We start from the raw sequence: 23,548 nt of genomic DNA, 5'->3' as shown, positions 1-23,548 counted from the left end.
TGTTCCACGGTCTGGCCTCGGGTAGAGTGAACGCTTCGATTTCTATCGGGGACCACCATGGCAAACGCGTCAAGCTGGATCAGGCATGGCTTGCAATTGGTCTTGGGCCTGCTGCTCGCTCTGATGGCCGTGGCTATTGCGGCGCTGCTGTACCTGGGCATTCCGCAGAATGCAGCGGGCATGGCCGCCAAGGGCGTCTGCTCGGCCACCTTTGTAGCCGGACGACCCTGGCAGAAGATGCTGGCCGACGATGTGCTACCGGCCAGCCCGGTACTGAACCTGATCAGCGTGACGGTCGATGAGCCAGCCCGCGCCGTCACAGCCAGGTTTGCAGGATTGTTTGAGCGCCGCGCCGTGCTGTTGCCGAACCGCGGTTGCGTGCTGGGTCTGGCACCCGCCAGTGCCCCCATGCCGGCGTCACAAGGCCCGGCACCGGATGCCGGCAAACCCTGGCCGCAGGGTGAGTCCCCGGTGCCGATGGCCCATTGGGGACCGGGCGTTGACGCCCCGGCCCTGCAAGCCGCACTGGACCAGGCCTTTGTCGGTGCTGGCGATCCACTTGCCGCCAACGCGCGGGGTGTGGCCATCATCCACAAGGGAAGGCTGCTGGCCTTGCGCACCGCACCGGGCTTCTCGGCCAACACCCCGCTGCACGGCTGGTCCATGACCAAAACGGTTAACGGCATGCTGCTGCACAAACTCGCAGCAGACACCCGGCTTGACTTGGATTCGAACGTGGTGAACGCCTTCCCCAAGGCGCGCGAGCCGGCGTGGGTCGGCGCCTGGCGCGGCGATGAGCGCAAGAACATCAAGGTATCGGATCTGCTCTACATGCGCGACGGCCTGGCCAGCACCGAGGACTACGAACCCTGGGGCTCAGTGCCCAGGATGCTTTGGGGACAAGCCAGTGCGCCCGCCTTCGCCGCTGCCGCACCGCTGCAAGCCGCGCCGGGCACGCGCTGGCGCTACCTGAGCGCCAGCGCCAACCTGCTGGCCAGCGTGGCCCGCGGGCGCTTCGCCAGCGACGCCGACTACTGGGCCTACCCGGCCAAAGCCTTGTTTGAGCCCATAGGCGCCCGCAGCGCGGTCATGGAAACCGATGCCGATGGCAACTGGGTGGGTTCGTCTTACTTGTGGGCCAGCGCGGGAGATTGGGGTCGCCTGGGCCTGCTGATGCTCAACGATGGCCGCTGGGGCGATGCACAGGTGTTGCCGCCCGGCTGGCTGCAGCGTGCGGCGATGCCGGCCACACCGCAAGGCGAAGGCTTGGGTTATGGCGCGCACACCTGGCGCATCGGTGACCCGCTGGCGGGCAGTTGCCGGGGTCACGATGTGCCGGCTGACACCGTGGCCATGATGGGGCACTGGGGACAGATAGTGGCCATGGTGCCCTCCCGTGAAGCGGTCATCGTGCGCCTGGGCTGGACCTTCAAACGCAAACAGTTTGACAACTGCGCCTTTGTGGCCGCCGTACTTCGGACTTTGCCGCGCTAGCGACTGCCACGGCAGTGAAGAAGCTGAACCCCGGAATCGGTTCTCTGCACAGTTGCGGGCGAGGAACCCCAAAAACTGCCATACTGCCAGCCGTTTTGTCAAGGAATCAGAGTCCATGTTGAAGTTCACCTGCTGCGACGCCGTCCAGCAATTTTCCCGCAGCGGCCAAGCTCAAGTTCTGCGCGGCATCACCCGTGGTTATGAGCGGGAATGCCTGCGCGTCGATGCCCATGGCAAGCTGGCCACAACGCCTCACCCCCAAGCACTGGGCTCCAAGCTGACGCACCCGTGGATTACCACCGACTATTCCGAAGCGCTGCTGGAATTCATCACACCGCCCTCGCAGGACCCCGAGTTTCCGCTGAAATTTCTGACGGATATCCACCGCTTCAGCGCACGACAAATCGACGGTGAATTCCTCTGGGCAGGCTCCATGCCCTGCCTGCTGGGCGACGACAAGGACATCCCGATTGCCGACTATGGCAAGTCCAACGCCGCCAAATTCAAGTACACCTACCGCGAGGGTCTGGGGCTGCGTTATGGCCGCCAGATGCAAACCATTGCAGGCGCCCATTACAACTGGTCCTTGCCCGATGAATTCTGGCCATTGCTGAAGACCTGCTGCGCCGCCTCCGGCCCTGACCACGAATTCATCAGCGCACGCTATTTCGGACTGATCCGCAATTTCCTGCGTTACGGCTGGTTGATTCCCTATCTGTTCGGGGCCTCCCCTGCCATTTGCCAATCCTTCCTGCAGGGGCGCAAATCCGACTTGCAGGAACTGGTGCCAGGCACGCTGTATGGCCCTTACGCCACCAGCTTGCGCATGAGTGACCTGGGCTACCAGAACCGGGCCCAGGCCAACCTGCATGTCAGCTTCAATTCGCTGGCCGAGTACACGCAAGCGCTGGATGCAGCCATTCGCACACCCGACCCGTTTTACGAGGAAATCGGCGTGCGAGACGGCGACCACTGGAAGCAGCTCAACGCCAACCTGCTGCAAATTGAAAACGAGTTCTATGCCGGCATTCGTCCCAAACGCATTGGCAAGCTCGGCGAGCGTCCAGCCAAGGCGTTGCAGAAATACGGTGTCGAATACGTCGAGGTGCGCCTGTTTGATCTGAACCCGTTTGTCGACATCGGTATCACCCCCGAGCAAGGCACTTTTGCCGACGTGCTGCTGATGATGTGCCTGTTCCGGGACAGCCCCCCCATCTCCAGCCGCGAGCAAAGCGAGAACGACGAAAACAAGCGCCGTGTGGTGAACCGTGGACGCCAACCCGACCTGCACCTGCTGGTGCACAACCGCGAGCAGCCCTTTCGCCCCATGGCGCATGAGTTGTTCGACGACATGCAGCCCTTTGCCGAAATGCTGGATGCCGCCTATGGAGGCAGCCGCTACACGACCACCCTGCAAAGCCTGCGCACGCGCATCGACAATCCCGATCTCACACCTTCAGCGCGAGTGCTGGCCGGAGCGCGGGAACACGGTGGCTTTTTCAAATACGCCATGCATCTCTCGAGGCAGCACACGCAAAACCTGCAGGCTCAGGCACTGAACACCGCAGACATGGCAAAGTTTGTCGCCAGCGTGGAGACCTCCCTGCTTGAGCACCAGCAACTGGAAGCGCAGGACAAGGGGAGTTTTGAAGACTTTGTCGCCAACTACTACGCCTGAGTCAGCGCCAGGATCGGCAGCAGCACGCTGGCACCCAGGTTTTTCGATCGAACGCCGCTCCAGCCGACCAGGGCGTCCGGCAAATCTGCGTTGTCCTTGAAAGGCATCTCGATGGTGAAGGCCAGGCAATTGAATTGCTGGCCGACCCAGTTGGTGGCGAGCGTCAGGTTGGCCTCGCCCGGTGGGGTGCGGCCATAGCCGTGCCGGGTCTGAAAATCGGGGCAGGTGTTTTGCCACAGCGTCGTGAATGCTTTTTCCAGCGCCTCAATGCGAGGCGAGTAGCCCGGATTGCCCTCGGTGCCCACGCAAAAGTTGTAGGGCAAGCCCTCATCGCCATGCACATCCAGGCACAAGTCCACACCGGTCTCCAGCATCGTCTGGCGTACCAGAAACACCTCGGGTGATCTTTCCATGCTGGGGCTTTGCCACTCGCGGTTCAAATTGGCACCCGCCGCGTTGGTGCGCAGATTGCCACGCACCGCGCCGTCGGGATTCATGTTGGGCACCACATAAAAAACACAGCGGGCCAGCAGCACCCGCGCCACCGCGTCGTCCTCGTCCAGCAGGCGCTCCAGAAAGCCCTCGATGAACCACTCGGCCATGGTTTCGCCAGGATGCTGGCGGGCAATCAGCCACACCTTTTTTTTCTGCGCCAAGGGGTTTGGCGCAGACTCGTCGGTGAGCCGCAGCATGGTCATGTCGCGACCATCCAGGGTTTGACCCAGATGCCGGACCTGAACCTTGTCGGACATGGCCGTGGCACCGATCAGGTCCAGGTGCCGCTCATGGGAATAAGGCTCGAAATAGGCAAAGTACACCATCTGGGTACGGGGGGTGATGTCCACCGACAAGACCTGTCCGTCATAGCGCGTGTCGATGCGAAACCAGTTCTGCCGGTCGTAACTGGCCACCACCCGATAGCCCTCCCAGCCTTTGGGATAGGCACAACCGCCCGCATTCATGAAGTGCAGGCTTACAGGAACTTCCGCAGCACCCTGCAACGAGAAGTGAAACCACTGCGCAAATTCACTTGCGTTGTCACGCCGGATGTTGAGCTGGATATCGCCTGGGTCAGCCAGGCTGAGGACTTCAATGGCGCCGGAATCGAATTGGGTGGAGATGTGGAGTTGTGTCATGCGGATCGTCTGCCAAGGCGGCCGGGGGTGGTCTGATCAGCTCATTGTAGAAGTGCCCGCCCCATGCCCCAGCGTGAACGCTTCTTCAAATACCGAGTAGCCCGCCCAGTCGCTGTGCGCGAAGCGCAGGCGATCATCGGACAAGACTAATCGCTCTTTTTTCAATAGCAAACCATGCTTACTATTCGGAGGCTGCAGCCCGATTTTTTTCATATTTCGGGGTACCGGGACCGCCATGGCGTGACCATAGCGGGTGATGTCGATGCGGGTGGTTTTGCCGGCCAGGTCGGGGTGGGCCACCGACAACTCGGCCAGAATTTCGTCGCGCCACGTATCCCAGGACTGGTTCATCAACAGGCGGCGCCCGGCCAGCGCACCACCGGGCACATCACCGAGCGCGCGGTAGTGGGTGAGCACCGTGGCGCCGGGCACCGGTCGCAGGCTTTGGTGACTGGCGTCCACATAGCCCAGCCCCGCGGTGCCGTACAACACGTTGTCCCAACTGGGGGCCGGACCGGGACGGTCGTGCAAGGCTGTCTTGATGTGAATATTGGCCACCAGCCAGGGCGCATACACGGTGCGCTGCGCCGCCAGGCGTAGAAACTCTGGCGGGTTCTGCACCACGCGCGCGGCCACAAAGATCGGCAGCGCCACAATCGCATGGCTGGCCTGCCAGCGCTCCACCGCCCGGGTCGCTGTGTTGAAGGCGTCCAGCTCAACACCACCCCGGGTGTTGGCGATGCGCAGCACGATCTGCCCGGTGTGCAGCCGCTCTTTCAATGGTGCGGCCATGCGCCGGGTCAACCACGCATTGCCTTCGGGCCAAGTGAGCACCCCTTCGCGCTCCACACTGGCCGCACCCGGCACAGAAAAACCGTGGCGGCTGGCAAAGTAATGAATACCTGCCCAGGCCGACACCGTGGCGATGCCCGCGCCGTAGTCGTCGCGACAGCAGTAGTCGAGGTACCAGCGCAAATGCTGATCGGTCAATCCATTGCGATCCAGATATGCTACAAAAGTAATGGCATTTAATTCTATTTGCACGCTGGACAGCGGTGATTTCGACGCAGGAATTCGCCAATGCGAGGCCTTTCGGGCCACCTCGACCAAAGCAGAAAACTGCTGGTACTGCGCCAGGGTGGAGGCATTGATTCCCTGCAGCGGCAGCAAGCCATCCTGCCACTCGCCTTTGAAAAACAGCCGCTCCTGCGGGCTGTGGCACAGGTGGCGTTCGTCATACACCCAACGGCCCGCCACACGCTTGCGCAACCCCAGCTCCTCAAGCACATCCTGCACCTCGTGTGCATCGTCGCCCGGCACCGGCAGGTAGTGCGCACCCAAGGGGCAGGCGATACCGTTGACGGCACCGCCACGGCTGTTGCCACCGGCGGCATCTTCCAGCTCCAGCAAAGCAAAGTCGTCGATGCCGCGCAGACGCAAGGCCCGCGCTGCGGCCAGACCTGCGACACCACCACCCGCGATGAGCACACGGGTCTTGCGAACCACCGAGGGGGCGGGCCATGCTTTCCCGTCACGCAGCAAGTGGCCGCGTTCGTGGTTGATACCGGTGAAGCCACCTGTGATCTGACCTGGCTCGGCACAACCAAACAAGGGCAGGGAGGAGGCTGCCAGAAAGTGACGCCGCTGCATCAATGCCCGACCCTGCCCCACTCCGCCTCGTAGGTCGTCACCAGCACCTGGTTTGACAAACGATTCACCTCGGTTGGCACGCGGGCCATGTCCAAGGGAAAGTCAAACAGCGGTGGCAGACTGTGGGTGTCCAAAAACCGCAGGCCGGCGGGCAGCGTCGTGGGCCAACGGTAGGGCCGACGGCTGGCCACCACAAAGCCCCACTCGCCAAAGCTGGGCACGTGCGCGTGGTAGGGTGTGGCGCTCAGCCCAACCGATTCAATGGTTCCCACCACGGTCCAGAAACTCTTGCGCGCCACCAGGGGCGAAGTGGTCTGGATCACCGCATAGCCGCTGGCCGCCAGGTGCTTGTCCAGCAAGGCATAGAACGAATTGGTATAGAGCTTTCCGATGGAGAAATTGGTGGGGTCGGGAAAGTCCACGATGATCACGTCATAACTATCAGTGGTGCTCTCCAGCCAGCTGAAGGCGTCGGTGTTGATGACCTTGACCCTGGGCGACTTCAGGGCGCCGTCATTGAGTTGCACCAGCATGGGCTGCGTGGAAAACAGCGTGGTCATGGCCGGGTCCAGCTCGACCAGGGTCACGCTTTCCACCCCGGGGTACTTGAGAATTTCCCGCACCGCCATGCCGTCACCGCCGCCCAGCACCGCCACCTTTTTCGGCGTGCCCCCGGAGGCAGAAAACGCTGACATCACGGGATGCACCAAAGCCTCGTGGTAGCGGTATTCATCGCGCTGTGCAAACTGCAGATTGCCATTGAGGAACAGCCGGTAACCGGCGCGGCCTTCGCCGCCGCCGTGGGTGACCACGATGCGCTGATACGGCGAGGTACTGGCAAACACCACACGGTCCTGGTACATCTTGTCTTCGGCCCAGCTGGTGATGTGCTCCGCCCCGGCCATGCCCCCGGCAAGCGCACCCAGCGTGGCAAAGCACACCAGGGCATGGGCCTTGAGCTGGCGCAGCTCATGGCGAAACAGCCATAGCGCCCAAACAGCCACGGCGGCATTCATCAGCCCAAACAGCAAGCCGGTGCGAATCAGGCCCAGCTGAGGCACCAGCACCAGGGGGAACGCCAGCGACACGGCCAGGGCACCGAGGTAGTCAAAGGTCAGCACCTGCGACACCAGGTCTTTGAGCGCCACGTTGCGCTTGAGAATGCGCATCACCAGCGGAATCTCCAGTCCCACCAGCGTGCCCACCAGCAGCACCAGGGCATAGAGCAGAAATCGAAAAGAGCCTGGCAACCAGGCATTTGCCACAAAAAGCAGAGCGGGCAAAAAGCCTCCGACAAGGGCTACGATCAGTTCTATGCGCAAAAAATGGGCTGGCAACTGGCGCTCAAAAAAGCGCGACAGGTACGAGCCCACGCCCATGGCAAACAAGTAGGTGCCAATGACCGTGGAGAACTGCAAGACCGAGTCGCCCAGCAAGTAGGACGCCAGAGCACCCGCGGCGAGTTCATACACCAGCCCGCAGGCGGACACGACAAAGACCGAGGCCAGCAGGGCTACTTCGACCGGGCGCGGCCCGGCCCGCTCGTCGCTATTCATCCATGGATGGCGGCGGCCACGATGATGCAAATACCCAGTGACATGGCGGCCACCACCAGCGCCAGCGCCCTGTTCTGCTTTTCAACAATCTCTTCCCACAGGTTGTAGGGGGTGAGCTTGTCAATGATCACGAAGGCCAGCAAGAAAATGACGACGCCCATCAGCGCAAACATGATGGAGCCAAAGAAAGCCCCCGTTTTCAACCATTCCATACCCATGGTGATCTCCTTCAAAAATAGTGAACCGCGTGGCGTGTCATCTGGTACAAGGCCTGCTGCTTCATTTGTGCCCACCGCCACTGGAAAATCCGCCAAACGAACCGCCTGAACTGCGTGAACTGGTGCTTGTGCAATTCTCGACGTTCGGGTCGCAGCGGGAACAGCGACTGATCACAAGCAGGAACAGGAGGATGATCAGAAACAGGATCACGATGGTACCGATGCCGACCCCCGACGCCGCGCTGCCCGGACCGGCATCGCTGCGTTTGAGCAGCGCCTTCTTGTCGTCAAGCTTGAACGCCTTGGCTACCGCATCGCTCTCGATCCTGCTGCCCACGGACCAGGTCAATTCATTGGCGGACTGCTCCATCGACAGCAGGCTTTTGCCGCTTGCAAAATCGCGATTCGATGTTTTCTGCCCGCGCGTGACTTGCCAGTAGAACTCGCCGGCCACATAGGTGGTCTGTGCGCTGTAGCTTTCCTTCAGTTGATAACGCGTACCCAGGTAGCTGGCGCTCTGGCCATTGGCGGCCATCACCGGCGCACCCGTGGCGGGTTTGACCACGCTCCAGCCCTCGGTCGAATCCACCAGAAAGGTGAACCCGCGTTGCCGGTTGTAGAGCAGGTACTCTTCCCAGCCAAAATGTTCATCGGGGTCACTCGGGTCGGTGCCCATGCGGTGCTGAAAACCCACCACCTGCCATTCCATGCCCTGCAACTGGCCCAGGCTGCCCAGGGGAATCAGCGGCTTCACCGGCTCGTCCTGGATGGCATGCTTGAGCTCGCCACCAATGCCTTGCGACAGGTCAATCAGGCTGTTGCATGAGCTGCAGCTCATGCTCTTGCTGGTGGCCAGCTGCACTGTCAGCGACGCGCCGCAATTCGGACAGCTGAACTGGCGCCCGCCTTTCTCGTCCTTCGTGGATTCGTCGCGCAGGCCGGAGAGCTTGAGATCATCCAGCAGCACTGGTTTGCCGATGGACACGTTGGGCGGCTGGGTGCCGTAGTCGATGCTGAGCACCGACTCGTCGCGTCCGATGGTGCCCGTGCCCTGGCTGCGCAACTCCACCACGGCAAAGGGTCGGCTCTGCTCCGGCAGGCGCGGCAACTCGCCCTGCGCAGACAACAGGCTCACCTGCTGGTTGGAAGCAACGCCGTAGGACTTGCCGTTGATGGCCGTGGTGCCCCCCACCCGAAAGCGCCCGGCCTCAGGCAAATCGCGCTGCATGTCCACGGGGGTGCTGAACACGTAGGCGCCGTTGTCTTCGCTCAGGTAGGCGCTGCTGCCGTCCACCAGCACCGCATGCCACTCGGTCCAGGTGCCTTCAGGGTATTTGTACTGCAGTCGCCCCACCAGCGTGAACGCCTTGCCATTCCAGGTGCCGCTGGCTTGCAGCTGCAGCGGGCTGTGGTCGTCAAACAGCTCGGCCATCTTGCCGATGCGCGACAAGGTCTCGCCACTGCGCACCACCGTGCTCTGGCAGTAGCTGCACACCGCGTGGGTGGACTGTGCGCTGCGAAACTCGACCGGCGCACCACAGCCCGGGCACGGAGCCCGGTAGCTGCGCTGGAAGCTTTGGGTTGCCACGCTCAGCAGGTCTGGGTCAGGTCAGTGAGGCCCACCCGCTCACACCAGCTTTTTGAGTAGCTCTGCCTTTTTCGCGTCAAACTCTTCCTGGGTCAGGATGCCCTTGGTCTTCAAGTCGCCCAGCTTTTCCAGGGTGGCCATCACGTCCTCGGCTTTCACGCCCACAGCCTGCGCCGCGGCACCCGCACCGCCCTGCAAGCCACTTGCCAGGTTTTGCGCCAGCACCTGGCCCAGGGCCACCCCGGCCCCCAGGCCCATGGCGTCGCCCGCGATGCCACCGCCGCCACCGGCTGCGCCTTCGGCAAACTTCGGAATGGCCTGTGCGGTCTGGTATTGCATGAACTTGCCCATGTCGTTACCGACCATGCCCATGCCGATTTTCTGATCCAGAATTTTTTGCAACTCTTCCGGCAACGACACGTTTTGCACCGTCATGCCTTCGAGCTTCAAGCCGATTTTGGCGAACTCAGGCGCCAGTTGCGTGGTCAGTGCCTGGGCAAAGGTCAGCTGGTTCGAGGCCAGATCCAGAAACGGAATACCGCTGGAAGCAATGGCATTGCTGATGTTTTGCAGCACCAAGCCGCGCAGCTGACCATCCAGATCACCCACGCCATAGCTGTCACGCGTGCCGGAAATCTCGGTGTGAAACAGCTTGGGCTCGACCACACGAAAACTGTAGTTGCCGAAGGCGCGCAGGCGAACCGCGCCAAAATCCTTGTCACGGATCGTGATGGGCTGGGGCGTGCCCCACTTCTGATCGACCTGCTGGCGCGTGCTGAAAAAGTACACATCACTTTTAAAGGGCGACTCAAACAGCTTGTCCCAGTTCTTCAGGTAGGTCAGTACCGGCAAGGTCTGCGTGGTGAGCTTGTGGGTACCGGGGCCAAACACATCGGCCACCTTGCCCTCGTTGACAAACAGGGCCATCTGCGACTCGCGCACGGTAAGCGAGGCACCGTTCTGAATCTCCATGTCCGCCATGGGAAAGCGCCAGGCCAGCGTGCCATCCGAGTCTTCCGTCCATTGAATGATGTCAATGAACTGTTTTTTGACGAAGTCCATCAGTCCCATGTGCAGCTCCGGTAGGTGAGAAGGAAGTGGAATGATACCCCCCGGTGCGCCGGCATTTCTGCGCCCTCAAAAGCCGCATTCAGTCACCTTGCGGTTTGCCCAGTGTCCCAGTGGACGCGGCCTTCAGCAATCGACGAAACGATGGGCATTCCATATGGCTTGGAGCTGGACATTTCGCCGCATGTCGCAGGCTGTTGCTCATCGCGTGTAGCCGCGTGATCATGGCATCAATCTGATCTGCCTTGGACGCCAGCATCTTGCGGTCAATGCTGGGGCGTCTGTCCGCCGAGAACATCTGCGAAATCTCATCCAGAGAAAAACCAGCCGCTTGACCCAGTGAAATCAGGGCGAGCTGCTCAAGGACTTCAGGATCAAATCGTCGACGCAATCCCTGACGGCCCACTGAGGCTATGAGTCCGCGCTCTTCGTAGTACCGCAATGTCGAGGCGGGGAGGCCCGATCGTTTGGCAACTTCGGAAATATCCATGTTGAAAAAATGTCTTGACTTCAAGTTGGCTTGAGGTTGCACACTACTTTCAACAAATCAATTTGTCAACCGGAAAGGCTCTCTATGACTCTCTTCAACGAAACTTTTCTGCGGGTTATCACCATCGGCATTGGGGCAACCGCTGTGATGGATCTGTGGCTGCTGCTGCTCAAAGCTACGGGTGTTCCCACGCTCAACTTCACACTCCTCGGACGTTGGGTCGGGCACATGCCTCGTGGCCAATGGATGCATGCCGCAATCGCGCAGGCGTCGCCAGTGCAAGGTGAACGGGCGCTAGGCTGGGCCGTCCACTACGCCACCGGTCTCGCTTTTACGGCGTTGCTGGCCAGTGTGGCTGGCCCGGGATGGCTGCGTGCGCCAACCCTGGCCCCGGCGCTGCTTTTTGGCATGGCAACGGTGATCCTTCCGCTGTTCGTCATGCAGCCCGCGATGGGGGCCGGGGTTGCCTCCTCTCGAACCAAGACGCCCATCCTGAACTGCATCAAAAGCCTGGGCAACCACACGGTCTTCGGGCTTGGACTGTATGTCGCAGCCCGGGCCATTTCTTTTTCAGCCAGGGCTTAAAGCCCCGATTCTGCCCCACCACATCTAAAGGAGTGAGTAACCATGAAAAAAATCGCCGTGATCTTCCATAGCGCGCAAGGCAATACAGAGCACTTTGCCCGACACATTGTTGCCGGTGCACAAAGCGTATCCGACACCGAGGTCAGCCTGATCAAGGCCGACACCCTCACTGGCAATCCCGATCAACTTCTGGATTTCGACGGCTTTGTCTGGGGTTCACCCACCTACCTGGGCGGGGTCAGCGGTACCTTCAAGTCCTTTATGGACGCCACGGGGAGGCTCTGGCGGACCCAACAACTTAAAGGAAAGTTCGCCTGCGGCTTTACCGTCTCGGCGCTTCCTTCCGGTGACAAACAGACGACCTTGCTGTCCATGCTCACCTTTTCCATGCAGCACGGCATGATCTGGGTGGGCAACCCCTTCCTGCCGGAACAGCACAATGGCGTGCCCTACGACCAGGCACTGAACCGACTCGGTTCCTGGACAGGCATGATGGCGCAGGCTGGCCACTCGGCCGCCGGGCAAACCTATGCACCGGGTGACGTACGGACAGCCGAGGCCTTTGGTCAGAACTTCGCCAGTGTGCTGGCACGCATGACCGAACAGCTTGAGGAGGTGTTTTGATGCTTCCCGCACGTTTTGCCCCGGCCTTATTCGGCCTCATCCTGTCGGGACTGATGTCGCTGGTCGTGTCCGGAATTTCCACTGTTCGGGCATCCGGTCCGGGTGTAAATCTCCTGGAACTCTGGATGGGTACATGGCTTATGGCCTGGTTGATTGCTTTTCCATTGGTTTTGCTCGTAGCGCCGATCACGCGCCGCATCGTGCAACGCTTGGTGAGCACATCTGCGCAAGCGGGACATTCAAAGCCACTTGAGCGTGGACCACTATGAGGTGCCTGCGGCGGCAGTACTTGGCCCATTCGAGCGCGTTTTCTGCATCTGGCGCCGCCTGATCGGCATTTCGTCGCACGGTCCGCGACGCCGCGCAAACACACGTAGATACTTCGCCGCTCATCCCCTCAACACAACCCCACCCGAAAGGTATCCATCCATGCTTGCCCGTTCCATCTGTGCTTTTCGTGCCCTCCCGCTTGTCATGACAGCGGCCTGTGCCCTGCTGTTACCGCCTGCCGCCAACGCCGCCGAGGCGGGCTTTCGCAAGATGACGGTGGCCGCCCACAGCGCGGATGCCAGGCCGGCCCACTTCGCGCTTTATTACCCGACACCTGATACGGCCCGGGTGATTGCCATGGGGCCGTTTCCGCAGACCGTGGCAGTCAACGGGGCACCGGAGTCGAAATTCAAGGGCCTCATTGTGATCAGTCATGGCACGGTCTCCACCGAGATTGGCTTTTCCACGCTGGCACAGGCGTTGGCGCGCAACGGCTACCTGGTCGCCAGTGTCGAGCACGTGGGCGATACCTGGCAGGACCAGTCGATGCGCGCCACGCCGGTGCGCTACTTTGCCGAGCGGCCGCGCCAGGCCTCGCGTGTGATCGACACCCTGCTCGCCGACCCGCAATGGCGCGCACGCATTGCCAATGGTGCCGACGGGCGGCCGCTGATCGGTGCACTGGGCCATTCGGCGGGTGGCTACACGGTACTGGCGCTGGCAGGCGGCAAGCCGGTGCTCTCGCGCATGCGCACGCATTGCGAGACCGAAGCGGCGCTGGATCCTGTGTTGTGCAACTTGTCCCACACCCTGGGCGGAGCTTCGATGCCGGCCGGCGCTGCCGCAGACGGGCAGGAAGAGCCGGTGCAGGCCGATACCCGCGTGCGTGCCGTGATGGCATTGGCGCCGATGGGCGTGGCGTTCAGCGCGTCCTCGCTGGCATCGATCACCGTGCCGGTGACCATTTACGCGGGCGAAAAAGACACCTTTCTCGTGCCGCGCTTCCACGCGCAATGGGTCATGCAGAACATGCGCGGCGCCAACGCTACGCTGCAACTCGTGCCCAATGCAGGACACTACGCGTTCATGAACACACCGACGATGGACCTGCCCTCACCGGACGGCAGCGTGGCCCACGACCCGCAAGGCTTCGACCGGGCTGCGTTCCTGGACCGTGTTGCACAAGAGTCGATCACGTTTTTCGACAAGAGTTTGCGATAACGGTAAGCACGCTGCGGCGGATAGAAGGGTGCCCCGACGTCTGCTGACCGAGACAGCGATCTCTCACTGCTTTGAAGTGCAACCCGAATTTCACAAATGCTAGGTGACCGAATTCCAAAGCAAAGCCATCCTCTCACTAACACGACGGCCGTGGGTCAAGGCTATTTCGTTCAACGTGAGAGTCGTACACAACTGGCGAGCAATCGCAAGTGAGGCGCCGGCGTCAACAAGGTGTCCCTGACGGTCCAGAACTGCAGCTTCAAGAACGCGCGCGAAATGGAACTTTGGATCACGCCGACTCGAAGTGCGAGCCTCGACCAGGGCCTCGTCTAATCGACTAGCCCTGAACAGGAAAGTACCCAACGCCCAGCCCCAAAATCCAAGGCGACGGTCTCGTGGGCTGATCTTCATCCCGAACCGCATTTTCTCAATGCCCGCCTCCAGTTTTCCCGTCAAGACCAACGAGGCGCCCAGCGCGACATGCGCCTGCGCATTGCTGGGGTCGATTTCCAGGGCTTGATGAAGTACTTCAACGCCCCGAGCGTGTTGTCCCAGGTCACACAAGGCGCAGCCAGCATAGCCCAAGACCTCAGAGCTTCCGTCATCAAGCTCAATCGCATAGTTGGCCGCGCCCAGCGCCCCTGCCACCAGACTCGCATCGTCAGGCAGAAGTCCGATATTCATGGACAAGGCGGTCAACAAAGCGTAATGGGCGTGCCCCAGACCAAATGCCGGGTCAAGAGCAACACTTTTTTGAAGCTGCGACCGCGCCTCGGCCATAGCCTCCCTGCCCCAACCCTGAAGCGCAATCGATCCAATCGCCTGGTGGTAATGAGCCCAGGCATCCTGATTCTCCGGGCGCTGGCGACGAATGTGGGCAATTTCGGCACGGGTGAGTTCGGGTTCAAGTTCCGAAATAATCCCGCGCGCAATGTCTTCCTGCAAATCGACAGCTTGATCACGACGGCGATCGAAGCGACCGCTCCACAGGACATGTCCCGATGCTGCGTCGATCAGCTGAGTCGAGATCCTCAGGGTATCGTTGTTCAGACGCACGCTACCCTCGACAACGAAACGAACACCGAGCTGTAGGGCGACTTCAGGCACGGTGACATCGTGACCACGAAAGGCGAACGAGGACGCGCGAGAAATAAGCAAAAAGCCTGGGACACGCGCCAACAGCGCGATGACGTCTTCAGCCAAGCCGTCGGCCAGAAAGTTGATATGAGGATCATCAGACAGGACAGTGAACGGTAGAACAGCAATCGTGGGCTTGGCGACAGCGGCTGCTCGGGGCAGATGTGTATCGCCCTGTTGTGACACGCTGACCTGCCTTACATCCAGAGAGAACCGGTAGCCTCGTCCAGGAATCGTGGAGATCGCATTGGAGCCTAACAACTTGCGAAGGGTCGAAATCTGCACCGACAAATTGTTTTCCTCCACCACGAGGCCTGGCCAGACGATTTCAAGGATCTCACCCTTGGAGATCACCCGATCCCGGTGCGCCAGCAAGCACAAGAGCAAATCGAAAGCACGGGCACCAACCACCGTCGGGACGCCGTTCACCAGCAGCAAGCGCTCGGCCGGCCTGACTTCAAAGCGATCAAAGTGGTAATGGTCTTGCATGAGACTTCTTCAAGGATGACATCGTTAGGAACATTTAGCAGATTTTTTACAACTTTAAAGGACTGGGATTGGTCAGTCCTTTACTGTTGAGTTGCACCCCAACTCTTCAAGGAAATCATCATGCCCAAATATTTGATCGAACGCACTATCCCCAGTATTGGCGCAGTCAGCGCCGGTGATCTTCAAGCCATTTCCCAGAAATCGTGCGACGTGCTGCGCGATCTGGGGCCTGAAGTGCAATGGGTCCATAGCTACGTGACAGGTGACAAGATTTACTGCGTCTACAACGCGGCCAGTGAACAGTTGATACGCGATCATGCCCGACTTGGAGGATTCCCGATAGACAGCGTGGCGCGCGTCGTGACAACCATCGATCCAACCACGGCTGATGTGTGAGCCACACCCCTTCTGCCAGATGTGTCTATCCCTTACTTTTTGATATGGAGAATTGCGATGAGAAACAGCGTATACGAAGCCCAGGCAACCTTGCGAGCCCAATACAAAGAGACACCAGAACTGGCCATGGTCACAGATCAAGCGCTCACGTGCGGATTCGATCTGTCTGACCCTTTTCATTCGCTGGTAACGCCGATGCACGGAGGCGGCGTTACTGTGCCCTTCGGCGTACATAGTGCGGTTGGTGGTCCCTATGATGCGCCTTGCCCTGGGGACCTGCTGTGCGCCGCCTTGGCGGCCTGCAAGGATTCCTCTGTCCGAATGGTTGCCAATCTGATGGGGATCGAACTGATCGCTTTGGAGGTTCAGGTCAAAGCAACTGTCGATGTGCGCGGAGCGATGGGCATTCAAAAGGATGTCCCTGTGGGCTTCCAATCCATCACGTCCGACATCCATCTCAAGGCCAAGGAGGGTACGCCACCCGAAATGCTGGAGAAACTTCGCATTGCTGCAGAAAGATGCTGTGTGGTCGGGCAAACGCTGCAGGCTCCACCCGCCATTCAAACCACGTTTCATACCTGACGTAAGCCATTCTGAAAGGGATGCACAAAAATATTACAGCATCTCGGACTGACAGAGGCTCAATAGGCATGATCGCCAAACCTGAGTAGCTGTAGACAGCCTGAAGTGACTACCGGCCCGGTCTGTGCGTTCAGATTTTCTTGTCAATTGTCAAGCGTTCGCGATATTCGCGCAGCAGAATTTCGGCGTTGAAGCGCGCAGCCGAATGGCGGCACAGGCCAGGCGTTTGAACAAACCCACCTTGTTGTGAAACTTTAGCTAATGACGGTTGTGGAGGTGACTCGTGGACGATGCAATGAAACGCAAGATCCTGGCTCTGCTGGACCAGCATCGCATCATGACCGTTGCGACGCTGCGGCCCGATGGCTGGCCACAGGCAACGACGGTCGGCTACGTGAACGAGGGCCTGACCCTGTATTTTCTCTGCGGGCTGGACAGTCAGAAGGCCAAAAACCTGGCGCAAGATGATCGGCTCTCGCTGACGATTGATCACGACACGGCCGATTTGATGGCGATCACCGGCCTGTCGATGGCAGCACGCGCGCATGCGGTGGATGATCGCGCCGAGGCGGAGAAAGTCCTGCGTCTGCTCCCGCTGAAATACCCTGAGTCACGGCCTTTGCCAATGGAGATGCCCAGCCCTGGCCAGGTTCGCGTGTTCCGCGTAACGCCCTCGGTCATTTCCGTCCTTGATTACGCCAAGGGCTTCGGGCATACGGACCTCGTTATGTGCTGATCTTGTCAGCCAGTTACAAGGCGCGGCGGACTCGCCCGCAGGCCGGCCAGCAACACATCCACCATGGCAGGCGCGGCCTTGTCCAGCGCATAGCGGGTCGGGTTGAGCAGCCATTCGCGCATGGTGCCAACAATGAAGTTCTGGATGATCTGCTGGCTCATGAAAGTGTCGCTATCTGCGGGCAACTGGCCCAGGGCCACGGCTTTTCCCAGCAGGCGCTCGACCCGGGTCTGACATTCGTCGCGACAGGCCACCTCGTGATCCATCACACCCATGACCTCGCCCAGGTTCTCGCACTTGTGAAACATGATGCTGAAAATTCGCTGCTGCCGGGGTGACTGCGCCAGGGTAATCAAAGACTGGACATTCATATGCCGCAGCGCGCCCAAGGGATCGACTTCGGAGCAAATGTCCAGTTCGGCCAGCATGGCCTCCATCGGCAGCATCGCCTGCTCGAATAGCGCTCGCAGCACGGCAGACTTGTCCTTGAAGTGCCAATAGATGGCGCCACGGGTCATGCCGGCCGCAGCGGCGATGTCCGCCAGGGTGGTGCGCGCCACCCCCTTGTCGAAAAACAGCTGTTCTGCGGCATCCAGCAAGGCAATGTAGGTGCGCTCCGCGTCTTCTTTTGTCTTTCTGGCCATGGGATCCGGGTTTGTTCTCAGGTTACTGTCGCAGTAAATTATACATTCACGAATGTATGTAATACTAGGGCACCTCATTCCAATTTAACTAGACCTATGTCAATTGCACTGCCTGGCGCGCCCAAGAAAGACTCTCACAATCCTCGCGCCCTGCGCCAGCGCTGGATGACACCCCTGCTGCTCGCAGCACTGCCTCTGGCGCTGGTGGCCTGTGGCAAATCAGGCAGCGGAGCAGGTGGCCCCGGTGGCGCCATGCCACCACCCGAGGTGGCGGTGGTGACGGTGCAGGTCAAGTCACAGCCGGTGGAGATGGAATACACCGGGCAAACCGCAGGCTCGCGTGAAACCGAAGTTCGCGCGCGGGTCACCGGCATCCTGCAAAAGCGTCTGTATGTGGAGGGCATGGTGGTGAAGGCGGGCACGCCTTTGTTCCAGATCGACCCCGCCACTTTTGAGAACCAGGTGGCCTCGGCCGAAGCCGCCGTGGCGGTGGCGCAAGCCCGGGTCAACCAGGCGCGGCGCGATCAGGCTCGCCTGGCCCCGCTGGTGGCAGAAAAAGCCATCAGCCAGAAGGAGTTTGACGACAGCAAGTCCATCCTGGAATCGGCCGAAGCAACGCTCAAGCAGGTGCAGGCGCAAGCCAGTGAGGCCAGACTGAACCTGAGCTACACCAAGGTGCTGGCGCCCATCAGCGGCACCACCGGCGCAGCCACCAAGTCGGACGGCAGCCTGGTCTCGGGCGCCGACAGCCTGCTGACCACCCTGGTGCAGACCAACCCGATGTATGTGAACTTCAGCGTCTCGGAACGTGATTTGCTGCTCATGACACAGCAGGTGAAAAGCGGGCTGCTCAGCGTACCCGGTCAGCGCGCAGCCAACGGCAGCCTGGGCTTCAGCGTCAGCGTCAAACTGGCCGACGGCAGCACCTACCCGCGCACCGGCAAGCTCAACTTCGCCAGCGAAAAAGTCAACCCGCAAACCGGCAGCTTTGACGTTCGGGCCGAAATCCCCAACCCCGAGGGCAGCCTGCGCCCCGGCCAGTTTGTGCGTGTGCTGCTGGGCGGTGCGAGCCGGCCCAACAGCCTGAGCGTGCCACAGCGCGCCGTGATCGACAGTCCGATGGGCAAGATGGTGTTTGTGGTGACCCCGGACAACAAACTGGTGCCCCGTCCCGTGGAGCTGGACGGCTGGACCCAGGGCCAGTGGCTCGTGACCAAAGGCCTGGCCGATGGCGAGCGGGTGCTGGTCGACGGTTTCATCAAGGCGAATACCCCGGGCATGACGGTCAAGCCCGTGCCCTACGTGCCGCCCTCTGCCGCCGCCCCCGCCCCTGCTGCATCAGCCCCTTCCAAATAAGGAGCGCTTGAGCCATGTTTTCCAAATTCTTTATTGATCGACCGATTTTTGCGACGGTGCTGTCACTGTTTCTGGTGCTGGCGGGTCTGGCTGCCATGCGCATACTGCCGATCTCGCGTTACCCGGAGATTTCGCCGCCGGTCGTCAACGTGCGCGCGGTCTACCCTGGCGCCTCCGCGGAGGTTCTGGAGTCTGCAGTGGCCGCACCCATCGAGCAGTCCATCAATGGCGTCGAGAAGATGCTGTACATGGACAGCACCTCGTCAGGCGATGGCGCCGTCACCATCAACGTGACTTTTGACGTCGGCACCAATCTGGACATTGCAGCCGTCAACGTGAACAACCGTGTCAACCAGGTGTTGAACAAACTGCCGCAAGAGGTACAGCGCCAGGGTGTCACGGTGGCCAAGAGTTCGGCCAGCTTCATGACGGTGGCCGCGATCTACTCGCCGGATGACAGGTATGACGCGCTGTTCATTTCCAATTACGTGACACAAAACGTGCTCGACGCCATCAAGCGCGTCCCCGGCACGACCAATGTGCAGATCTTTGGCGCCAAGGACTACGCCATGCGCATCTGGCTACGCCCCGACCGCATGGCGCAACTCGGCATTACCGTGGGTGACATTTCCACCGCGGTGAGTGAGCAAAACGCCCAGTACGCAGCAGGCAAGATCGGGGCTCCGCCCAACAACTCCGAAGAACTCACGCTCACCGTCACGGCCAAGGGTCGTCTGCTCGCACCCGAGGACTTTGCCGACATCGTGGTCCGCAGTGGCGAAAAGGGCGCCATGGTGCGTCTCAAGGACGTGGCCCGGGTCGAACTGGGCTCCAAGGACTACAACTTCTATGGCCGTGTGAATGGTCACCCGGCCGTCCCAGTGGGGGTGTTCCTGCAAACCGGCGCCAATGCGCTTGACACCCGCGTCGCTGTCGAGAAAACCCTGGTGGAGCTCAAGGCCAAGTTCCCCGAGGGGCTGACGTACTCCACGCCCTATGACACCACGCCTTTCGTCACGGAGTCCATCCGCGAAGTGGTCAAGACCCTGGCGGAGGCCATGGTGCTGGTGTTCCTGGTGGTGTATTTGTTCCTGCAAAGCTGGCGCGCCACCATCATCCCGACGCTGGCCGTGCCGGTATCCCTGATCGGCACCATGGCGGGCCTGCACCTGCTGGGCTACAGCATCAACACGCTGACTCTGTTTGGCATGGTGCTGGCCATCGGCATCGTGGTGGACGATGCCATCGTGGTGCTGGAGAATGTCGAGCGCCTCATGTACGAAGAAAACATGACGCCGCGCGAAGCCGCCATCGAAGCCATGCGTGAAGTGACGGGGCCGGTGATTGCCATCGTTCTGGTGCTGTGCGCAGCCTTCATTCCAGTGGCCTTCATGGGTGGCCTCGCCGGCGAGTTGTACCGCCAGTTCTCGGTTACGATCACCATCGCCGTGGTGCTCTCGGGCATCGTCGCGCTGACCCTGACGCCCGCCCTGTGCGCGGTGTTTCTGCAGCCCGGCGCCGAGCGCAAGAATGCCTTCTTTGACTGGTTCAACCGCAGCTTTGCGCGCTTTACGCTGCACTACACCCAGGGCGTGGCCTTCTTCCTGAAGCGTGGCTTGCTGGGCGTGATGTTGTTCGTGGCCATGGGTGCGCTCACTGGGGTTCTGTTCAAAATCGTCCCCGGCGGCCTGGTCCCCGACGAAGACCAGGGCTACTTTCTGGGCGCGGTGATCCTGCCCGAAGGGGCCTCGCTGGAACGTACCAACCAGGTCGTCAAACAGGTGGAAGCGGCCATGTCGCCCAACAAGAACATTGACACGGTGTTCAGCTTGGTCGGCTTGAACTTTCTGGGCGGTGGCGGCCTGAAGTCATCGTCCGCGACCATGTTCTTCCCGCTCATCCCATGGGCTGAGCGCGACCAGACCGCCAAGGACCTGGTCAAGGAAACCTACATGAAAACCGGCGGAATCAAGGAGGGCCTTCCGCTGGCTTTCTCGCCCCCGGCGATCCAGGGCCTGGGCCAAACCGGCGGCTTTGAGTTTTACCTGCAAAACAAGGGCGACGGCGGCGTGCGGCGGCTGGCACAAATGCTGCCGGTCCTGCTGGAGGAGGCCAACAAGCAGCCTGAGCTGCAGGGCGTGAAGACGCTGTGGCAAGCCAGCTCACCCCAGCTCTATGTCAATGTGGACACCGAGAAAGCCCGCTCCATGGGTGTTGCGGTGGCGGACATCTACAACACCCTGTCCGCCACACTGGGCAGCTACTACGTGAACGACTTCAACAAGAGCGGACGCATCTACCAGGTGCTGATGCAGGCCGAAGGCCAGTACCGATCCAAGCCGGACGACATCGGCGCGCTGTACGTGCGCTCCAAAACAGGCCAGATGGTTCAGATCCGTGCGCTGGCCGATGTCTCCTTCGTGGCCGGCCCCGAGTCGGTGCAGCATTTCAACGCCCTGCCCAGCATCAAGATTCTGGGCGACCCCAAACCGGGCTACAGCTCCGGTCAGGCCATCGCGGCGATGGAGCGTGCAGCAGCCAATGTGCTGCCCGCCGACATGGGCTACGACTGGGGTGGCTCGGCCTTCCAGCAAAAGCGCAGCAGTGGCTCCAGCAGCCTGGCACTCATTGCAGGTTTTGTGATGATTTTCCTGATTCTGGCTGCGCAGTATGAAAAATGGTCGCTGCCGCTGTCAGTGCTGCTGGCGCTGCCCTTCGGTATTTTTGGGGCGCTGGTGGCGGTGTACCTGCGCAACTTTGCCAACGACGTGTACTTCCAGATCGGCTTGGTCACACTCCTGGGCCTGTCGGCGAAGAACGCGATCTTGATCGTCGAGTTCGCCATGATGAAGGTGCACGAAGGCCTGTCACCCGTGGCAGCTGCGCTGGAAGCCGCACGCCTGCGCTTTCGGCCGATCTTGATGACCTCGCTGGCCTTCATCCTGGGCGTAGTGCCACTGGCGTTTTCCACTGGCGCGGGCGCAGCGGCGCGCCAATCCATTGGCACCGGAGTGCTGGGCGGCATGCTGGCGGCCACGTTCCTGGCGGTGTTTCTGGTTCCCCTGTTTTTCAAACTGGTGAACGACTGGCATTTCCGCAGCCAGCCTGAAGACTTTAAATACTTGAACAAACCAGCCCACGGCGAAGGAGTGCACCATGTCTAAGCGCTACGCCAACTATCCCTCCATCGCGCTCACATTGATCGCGGCCTGCGCACTGTCGGCCTGCGGCAGTTTTTCCCTGAGTCCCAAATACCAGCGTCCCGCGCTGGAGGTGCCGGCCGCGGCACCCGGCGCCGCTAGCACCACGGTCCCAACCGATGCGCTGGTGTGGTGGAAAGGCTTTCAGGACCCCGTGCTTGACGCCCTGCTGGCTGAGGCTGCCAACAACAACCAGGACCTGCGCCTGTCCAGCGCCCGCGTTGCCGAAGCGCGTGCCACGCTGGATCAAAACCAGTCCAATCTCTACCCCACGCTGGACCTGAACGCGAGCGCCACGCGTCGACGCGCCAGCGAAACATCGGCCAGCTTCAGCCCCGGCAGCAACCCTATCTCCAACGACCGCCAATTGGGATTGAGTGCCAGCTACGAGATCGATTTCTGGGGCAAATACGCCCGTGCCGACGAAGCAGCCCGTGCCCGCCTGCTGAGCCAGACCGCCAGCCGCGGCACGGTGCTGACCACCCTCTACGCCAACGTGGCGCAAAGCTACTTCGCCCTGCGGGCACTCGACGCACAAGCCGTGCTGGCCGAACAGACCCTGACAACCCGCCAGGAAAATCTGCGCCTGCAACAGCGCCGCTTCCAGGGCGGCGTGGTGGGTGAGCTGGACTTGCGCCAGGCCGAGTCCGAAGCCGCCGGTGTCGAAGCCACGCTGCAACTCACCCGGCAGAACCGCCGCAACGCCGAGTCGGCGCTGACCGTGCTGCTGGGTCGCAAACCCACGGAGATTGCCCGCCCCGAGCTGGCCCGAGGCGCCGATTTGGGCGCGTTGTACGCGCGACAGGCGATTGCAGCCAACCTGCCTTCCGATTTACTGAACCGCCGCCCTGATGTGATCAGCGCCGAACAAAACCTGATCGCCGCCAATGCCGACATCGGACAGGCCCGCGCCGCCTACTTTCCCAAGCTGAGCCTCACCGCCGGGCTTGGCAAGCAGTCCAAAGACCTCTCCACCCTGTTCGACCCGGCCTCGCTGTTCTGGAACATGATTGGCAATCTCACGCAACCGATCTTCCGCGCCGGCGCCATCGACGCCGTGGTGGCGGCCGCCAATGCCCGCCAGCAACAGGCGCTGGCCCAGTACACGCTGACGGTGCAGAACGCCTTCCGCGATGTGCATGACGCACTCAACAACGTCGAAGCTGGCCGCGAAATCAGCACCACCACGACCAAGCGCATCGACGCCCTGCGCAATACCCTGCGCCTGGCCGACCTGCGCTACAAGGCCGGGTATTCCAGCTACCTGGAAGTGCTCAACGCCCAGCGCGATCTGTCGCAAGCCGAGTCCGGCCTGATCGACACGCAACGCAGCCAGCTCAACGCTGTAGTGAGCCTGTACAAGGCACTCGGCGGTGGCTGGGATGCCAGCAGTGTGGTGGCACAGACGGGGAGCTAGCTGAACGGGGGAT

Annotated in this window: 21 protein-coding genes; 12 read left to right on the top strand and 9 right to left on the bottom strand. The window is 61.0% G+C overall.

From position 1 onward, the window contains the following. The first annotated feature begins 57 nt into the window (after positions 1-57). Positions 58-1,494 (top strand): serine hydrolase, encoded by a 1,437-nt coding sequence (locus tag IV109_RS01200; RefSeq protein WP_296691098.1) that lies wholly within the window; start codon positions 58-60, stop codon positions 1,492-1,494. Positions 1,495-1,609: 115 nt separating this feature from the next. Next, a complete protein-coding gene (gene gshA, locus IV109_RS01195; protein WP_296691097.1) occupies positions 1,610-3,172 on the top strand; it encodes a glutamate--cysteine ligase in 1,563 nt (520 codons plus the stop codon). Here gshA and IV109_RS01190 read toward each other — a convergent pair. From IV109_RS01190 to IV109_RS01160, 7 genes are all read right to left on the bottom strand, one after another. After that, positions 3,163-4,308: a M14-type cytosolic carboxypeptidase gene (locus tag IV109_RS01190; RefSeq protein ID WP_296691095.1), complete on the bottom strand. Its 1,146-nt coding sequence runs from the start codon at positions 4,306-4,308 to the stop codon at positions 3,163-3,165. The genes gshA and IV109_RS01190 overlap by 10 nt on opposite strands. Before the next feature lie 36 nt (positions 4,309-4,344). Next, a complete protein-coding gene (locus IV109_RS01185; RefSeq protein ID WP_296691094.1) occupies positions 4,345-5,958 on the bottom strand; it encodes an FAD-dependent oxidoreductase in 1,614 nt (537 codons plus the stop codon). Beyond that, positions 5,958-7,514 carry a polyamine aminopropyltransferase gene (locus tag IV109_RS01180; RefSeq protein ID WP_296691093.1) on the bottom strand — a complete coding sequence of 519 codons (1,557 nt, stop codon included), beginning with the start codon at positions 7,512-7,514 and terminating at the stop codon, positions 5,958-5,960. Before IV109_RS01180 ends, IV109_RS01185 begins: the two co-directional genes overlap by 1 nt. Further along, the gene (locus IV109_RS01175) at positions 7,511-7,732 is read right to left on the bottom strand and encodes a DUF350 domain-containing protein (RefSeq protein WP_296691090.1); all 222 of its coding nucleotides are present in this window, start codon (positions 7,730-7,732) and stop codon (positions 7,511-7,513) included. The genes IV109_RS01180 and IV109_RS01175 overlap by 4 nt, the downstream gene beginning before the upstream one ends. A gap of 61 nt (positions 7,733-7,793) precedes the next feature. Then, entirely contained in the window at positions 7,794-9,320 is a 1,527-nt protein-coding gene (locus IV109_RS01170; RefSeq protein ID WP_296691089.1) for a DUF4178 domain-containing protein, read from the bottom strand. A 39-nt stretch (positions 9,321-9,359) separates the two neighbouring features. Further along, positions 9,360-10,391 (bottom strand): SPFH domain-containing protein, encoded by a 1,032-nt coding sequence (locus IV109_RS01165; RefSeq protein WP_296691086.1) that lies wholly within the window; start codon positions 10,389-10,391, stop codon positions 9,360-9,362. Between the two features lie 79 nt (positions 10,392-10,470). After that, the gene (locus IV109_RS01160) at positions 10,471-10,878 is read right to left on the bottom strand and encodes a helix-turn-helix domain-containing protein (protein ID WP_296691083.1); all 408 of its coding nucleotides are present in this window, start codon (positions 10,876-10,878) and stop codon (positions 10,471-10,473) included. An 84-nt stretch (positions 10,879-10,962) separates the two neighbouring features. On the opposite strand from IV109_RS01160, the gene IV109_RS01155 reads away from it, so the two are divergent. The 4 genes from IV109_RS01155 to IV109_RS01140 all read left to right on the top strand — a co-directional run bounded on the left by IV109_RS01155 (position 10,963) and on the right by IV109_RS01140 (position 13,578). After that, positions 10,963-11,463 (top strand): DUF2938 domain-containing protein, encoded by a 501-nt coding sequence (locus IV109_RS01155; protein WP_296691081.1) that lies wholly within the window; start codon positions 10,963-10,965, stop codon positions 11,461-11,463. A gap of 42 nt (positions 11,464-11,505) precedes the next feature. After that, positions 11,506-12,087, top strand: coding sequence for a flavodoxin family protein (locus IV109_RS01150; protein ID WP_296691080.1), 582 nt, complete (start codon positions 11,506-11,508; stop codon positions 12,085-12,087). After that, entirely contained in the window at positions 12,087-12,356 is a 270-nt protein-coding gene (locus tag IV109_RS01145; RefSeq protein WP_296691078.1) for a DUF2798 domain-containing protein, read from the top strand. Before IV109_RS01150 ends, IV109_RS01145 begins: the two co-directional genes overlap by 1 nt. Before the next feature lie 205 nt (positions 12,357-12,561). Further along, the gene (locus IV109_RS01140; RefSeq protein WP_296691076.1) at positions 12,562-13,578 is read left to right on the top strand and encodes a dienelactone hydrolase; all 1,017 of its coding nucleotides are present in this window, start codon (positions 12,562-12,564) and stop codon (positions 13,576-13,578) included. A 99-nt stretch (positions 13,579-13,677) separates the two neighbouring features. On the opposite strand, the gene IV109_RS01135 is transcribed toward IV109_RS01140, so the two are convergent. Then, positions 13,678-15,204 (bottom strand): winged helix-turn-helix domain-containing protein, encoded by a 1,527-nt coding sequence (locus IV109_RS01135; RefSeq protein WP_296691075.1) that lies wholly within the window; start codon positions 15,202-15,204, stop codon positions 13,678-13,680. A gap of 120 nt (positions 15,205-15,324) precedes the next feature. On the opposite strand from IV109_RS01135, the gene IV109_RS01130 reads away from it, so the two are divergent. From IV109_RS01130 to IV109_RS01120, 3 genes are all read left to right on the top strand, one after another. Then, positions 15,325-15,600, top strand: coding sequence for a DUF4242 domain-containing protein (locus IV109_RS01130; protein WP_296691073.1), 276 nt, complete (start codon positions 15,325-15,327; stop codon positions 15,598-15,600). A gap of 57 nt (positions 15,601-15,657) precedes the next feature. After that, a complete protein-coding gene (locus IV109_RS01125) occupies positions 15,658-16,182 on the top strand; it encodes an OsmC family protein (RefSeq protein ID WP_296691071.1) in 525 nt (174 codons plus the stop codon). Between the two features lie 283 nt (positions 16,183-16,465). Continuing rightward, on the top strand, positions 16,466-16,918 hold the full coding sequence (locus tag IV109_RS01120; RefSeq protein ID WP_366834216.1) for a pyridoxamine 5'-phosphate oxidase family protein: 453 nt from the start codon (positions 16,466-16,468) through the stop codon (positions 16,916-16,918). Positions 16,919-16,923: 5 nt separating this feature from the next. On the opposite strand, the gene IV109_RS01115 is transcribed toward IV109_RS01120, so the two are convergent. Then, complete coding sequence (locus IV109_RS01115) at positions 16,924-17,562, bottom strand: TetR family transcriptional regulator (RefSeq protein WP_296691066.1); 639 nt, start codon at positions 17,560-17,562, stop codon at positions 16,924-16,926. Positions 17,563-17,658: 96 nt separating this feature from the next. On the opposite strand from IV109_RS01115, the gene IV109_RS01110 reads away from it, so the two are divergent. From IV109_RS01110 to IV109_RS01100, 3 genes are read left to right on the top strand one after another with little or no spacing between them, the layout of a single operon-like run. Then, positions 17,659-18,918 carry an efflux RND transporter periplasmic adaptor subunit gene (locus tag IV109_RS01110; RefSeq protein ID WP_296691064.1) on the top strand — a complete coding sequence of 420 codons (1,260 nt, stop codon included), beginning with the start codon at positions 17,659-17,661 and terminating at the stop codon, positions 18,916-18,918. Between the two features lie 14 nt (positions 18,919-18,932). Further along, positions 18,933-22,082 carry a multidrug efflux RND transporter permease subunit gene (locus IV109_RS01105; protein ID WP_296691063.1) on the top strand — a complete coding sequence of 1,050 codons (3,150 nt, stop codon included), beginning with the start codon at positions 18,933-18,935 and terminating at the stop codon, positions 22,080-22,082. Further along, positions 22,075-23,535: an efflux transporter outer membrane subunit gene (locus tag IV109_RS01100; RefSeq protein ID WP_296691061.1), complete on the top strand. Its 1,461-nt coding sequence runs from the start codon at positions 22,075-22,077 to the stop codon at positions 23,533-23,535. The genes IV109_RS01105 and IV109_RS01100 overlap by 8 nt, the downstream gene beginning before the upstream one ends. The last annotated feature ends 13 nt before the right edge of the window (positions 23,536-23,548 follow it).

Source organism: Rhodoferax sp., from assembly GCF_018780565.1.
Classification (GTDB): domain Bacteria; phylum Pseudomonadota; class Gammaproteobacteria; order Burkholderiales; family Burkholderiaceae_C; genus Rhodoferax.
This window is presented reverse-complemented; position numbering and strand designations above follow the sequence as displayed.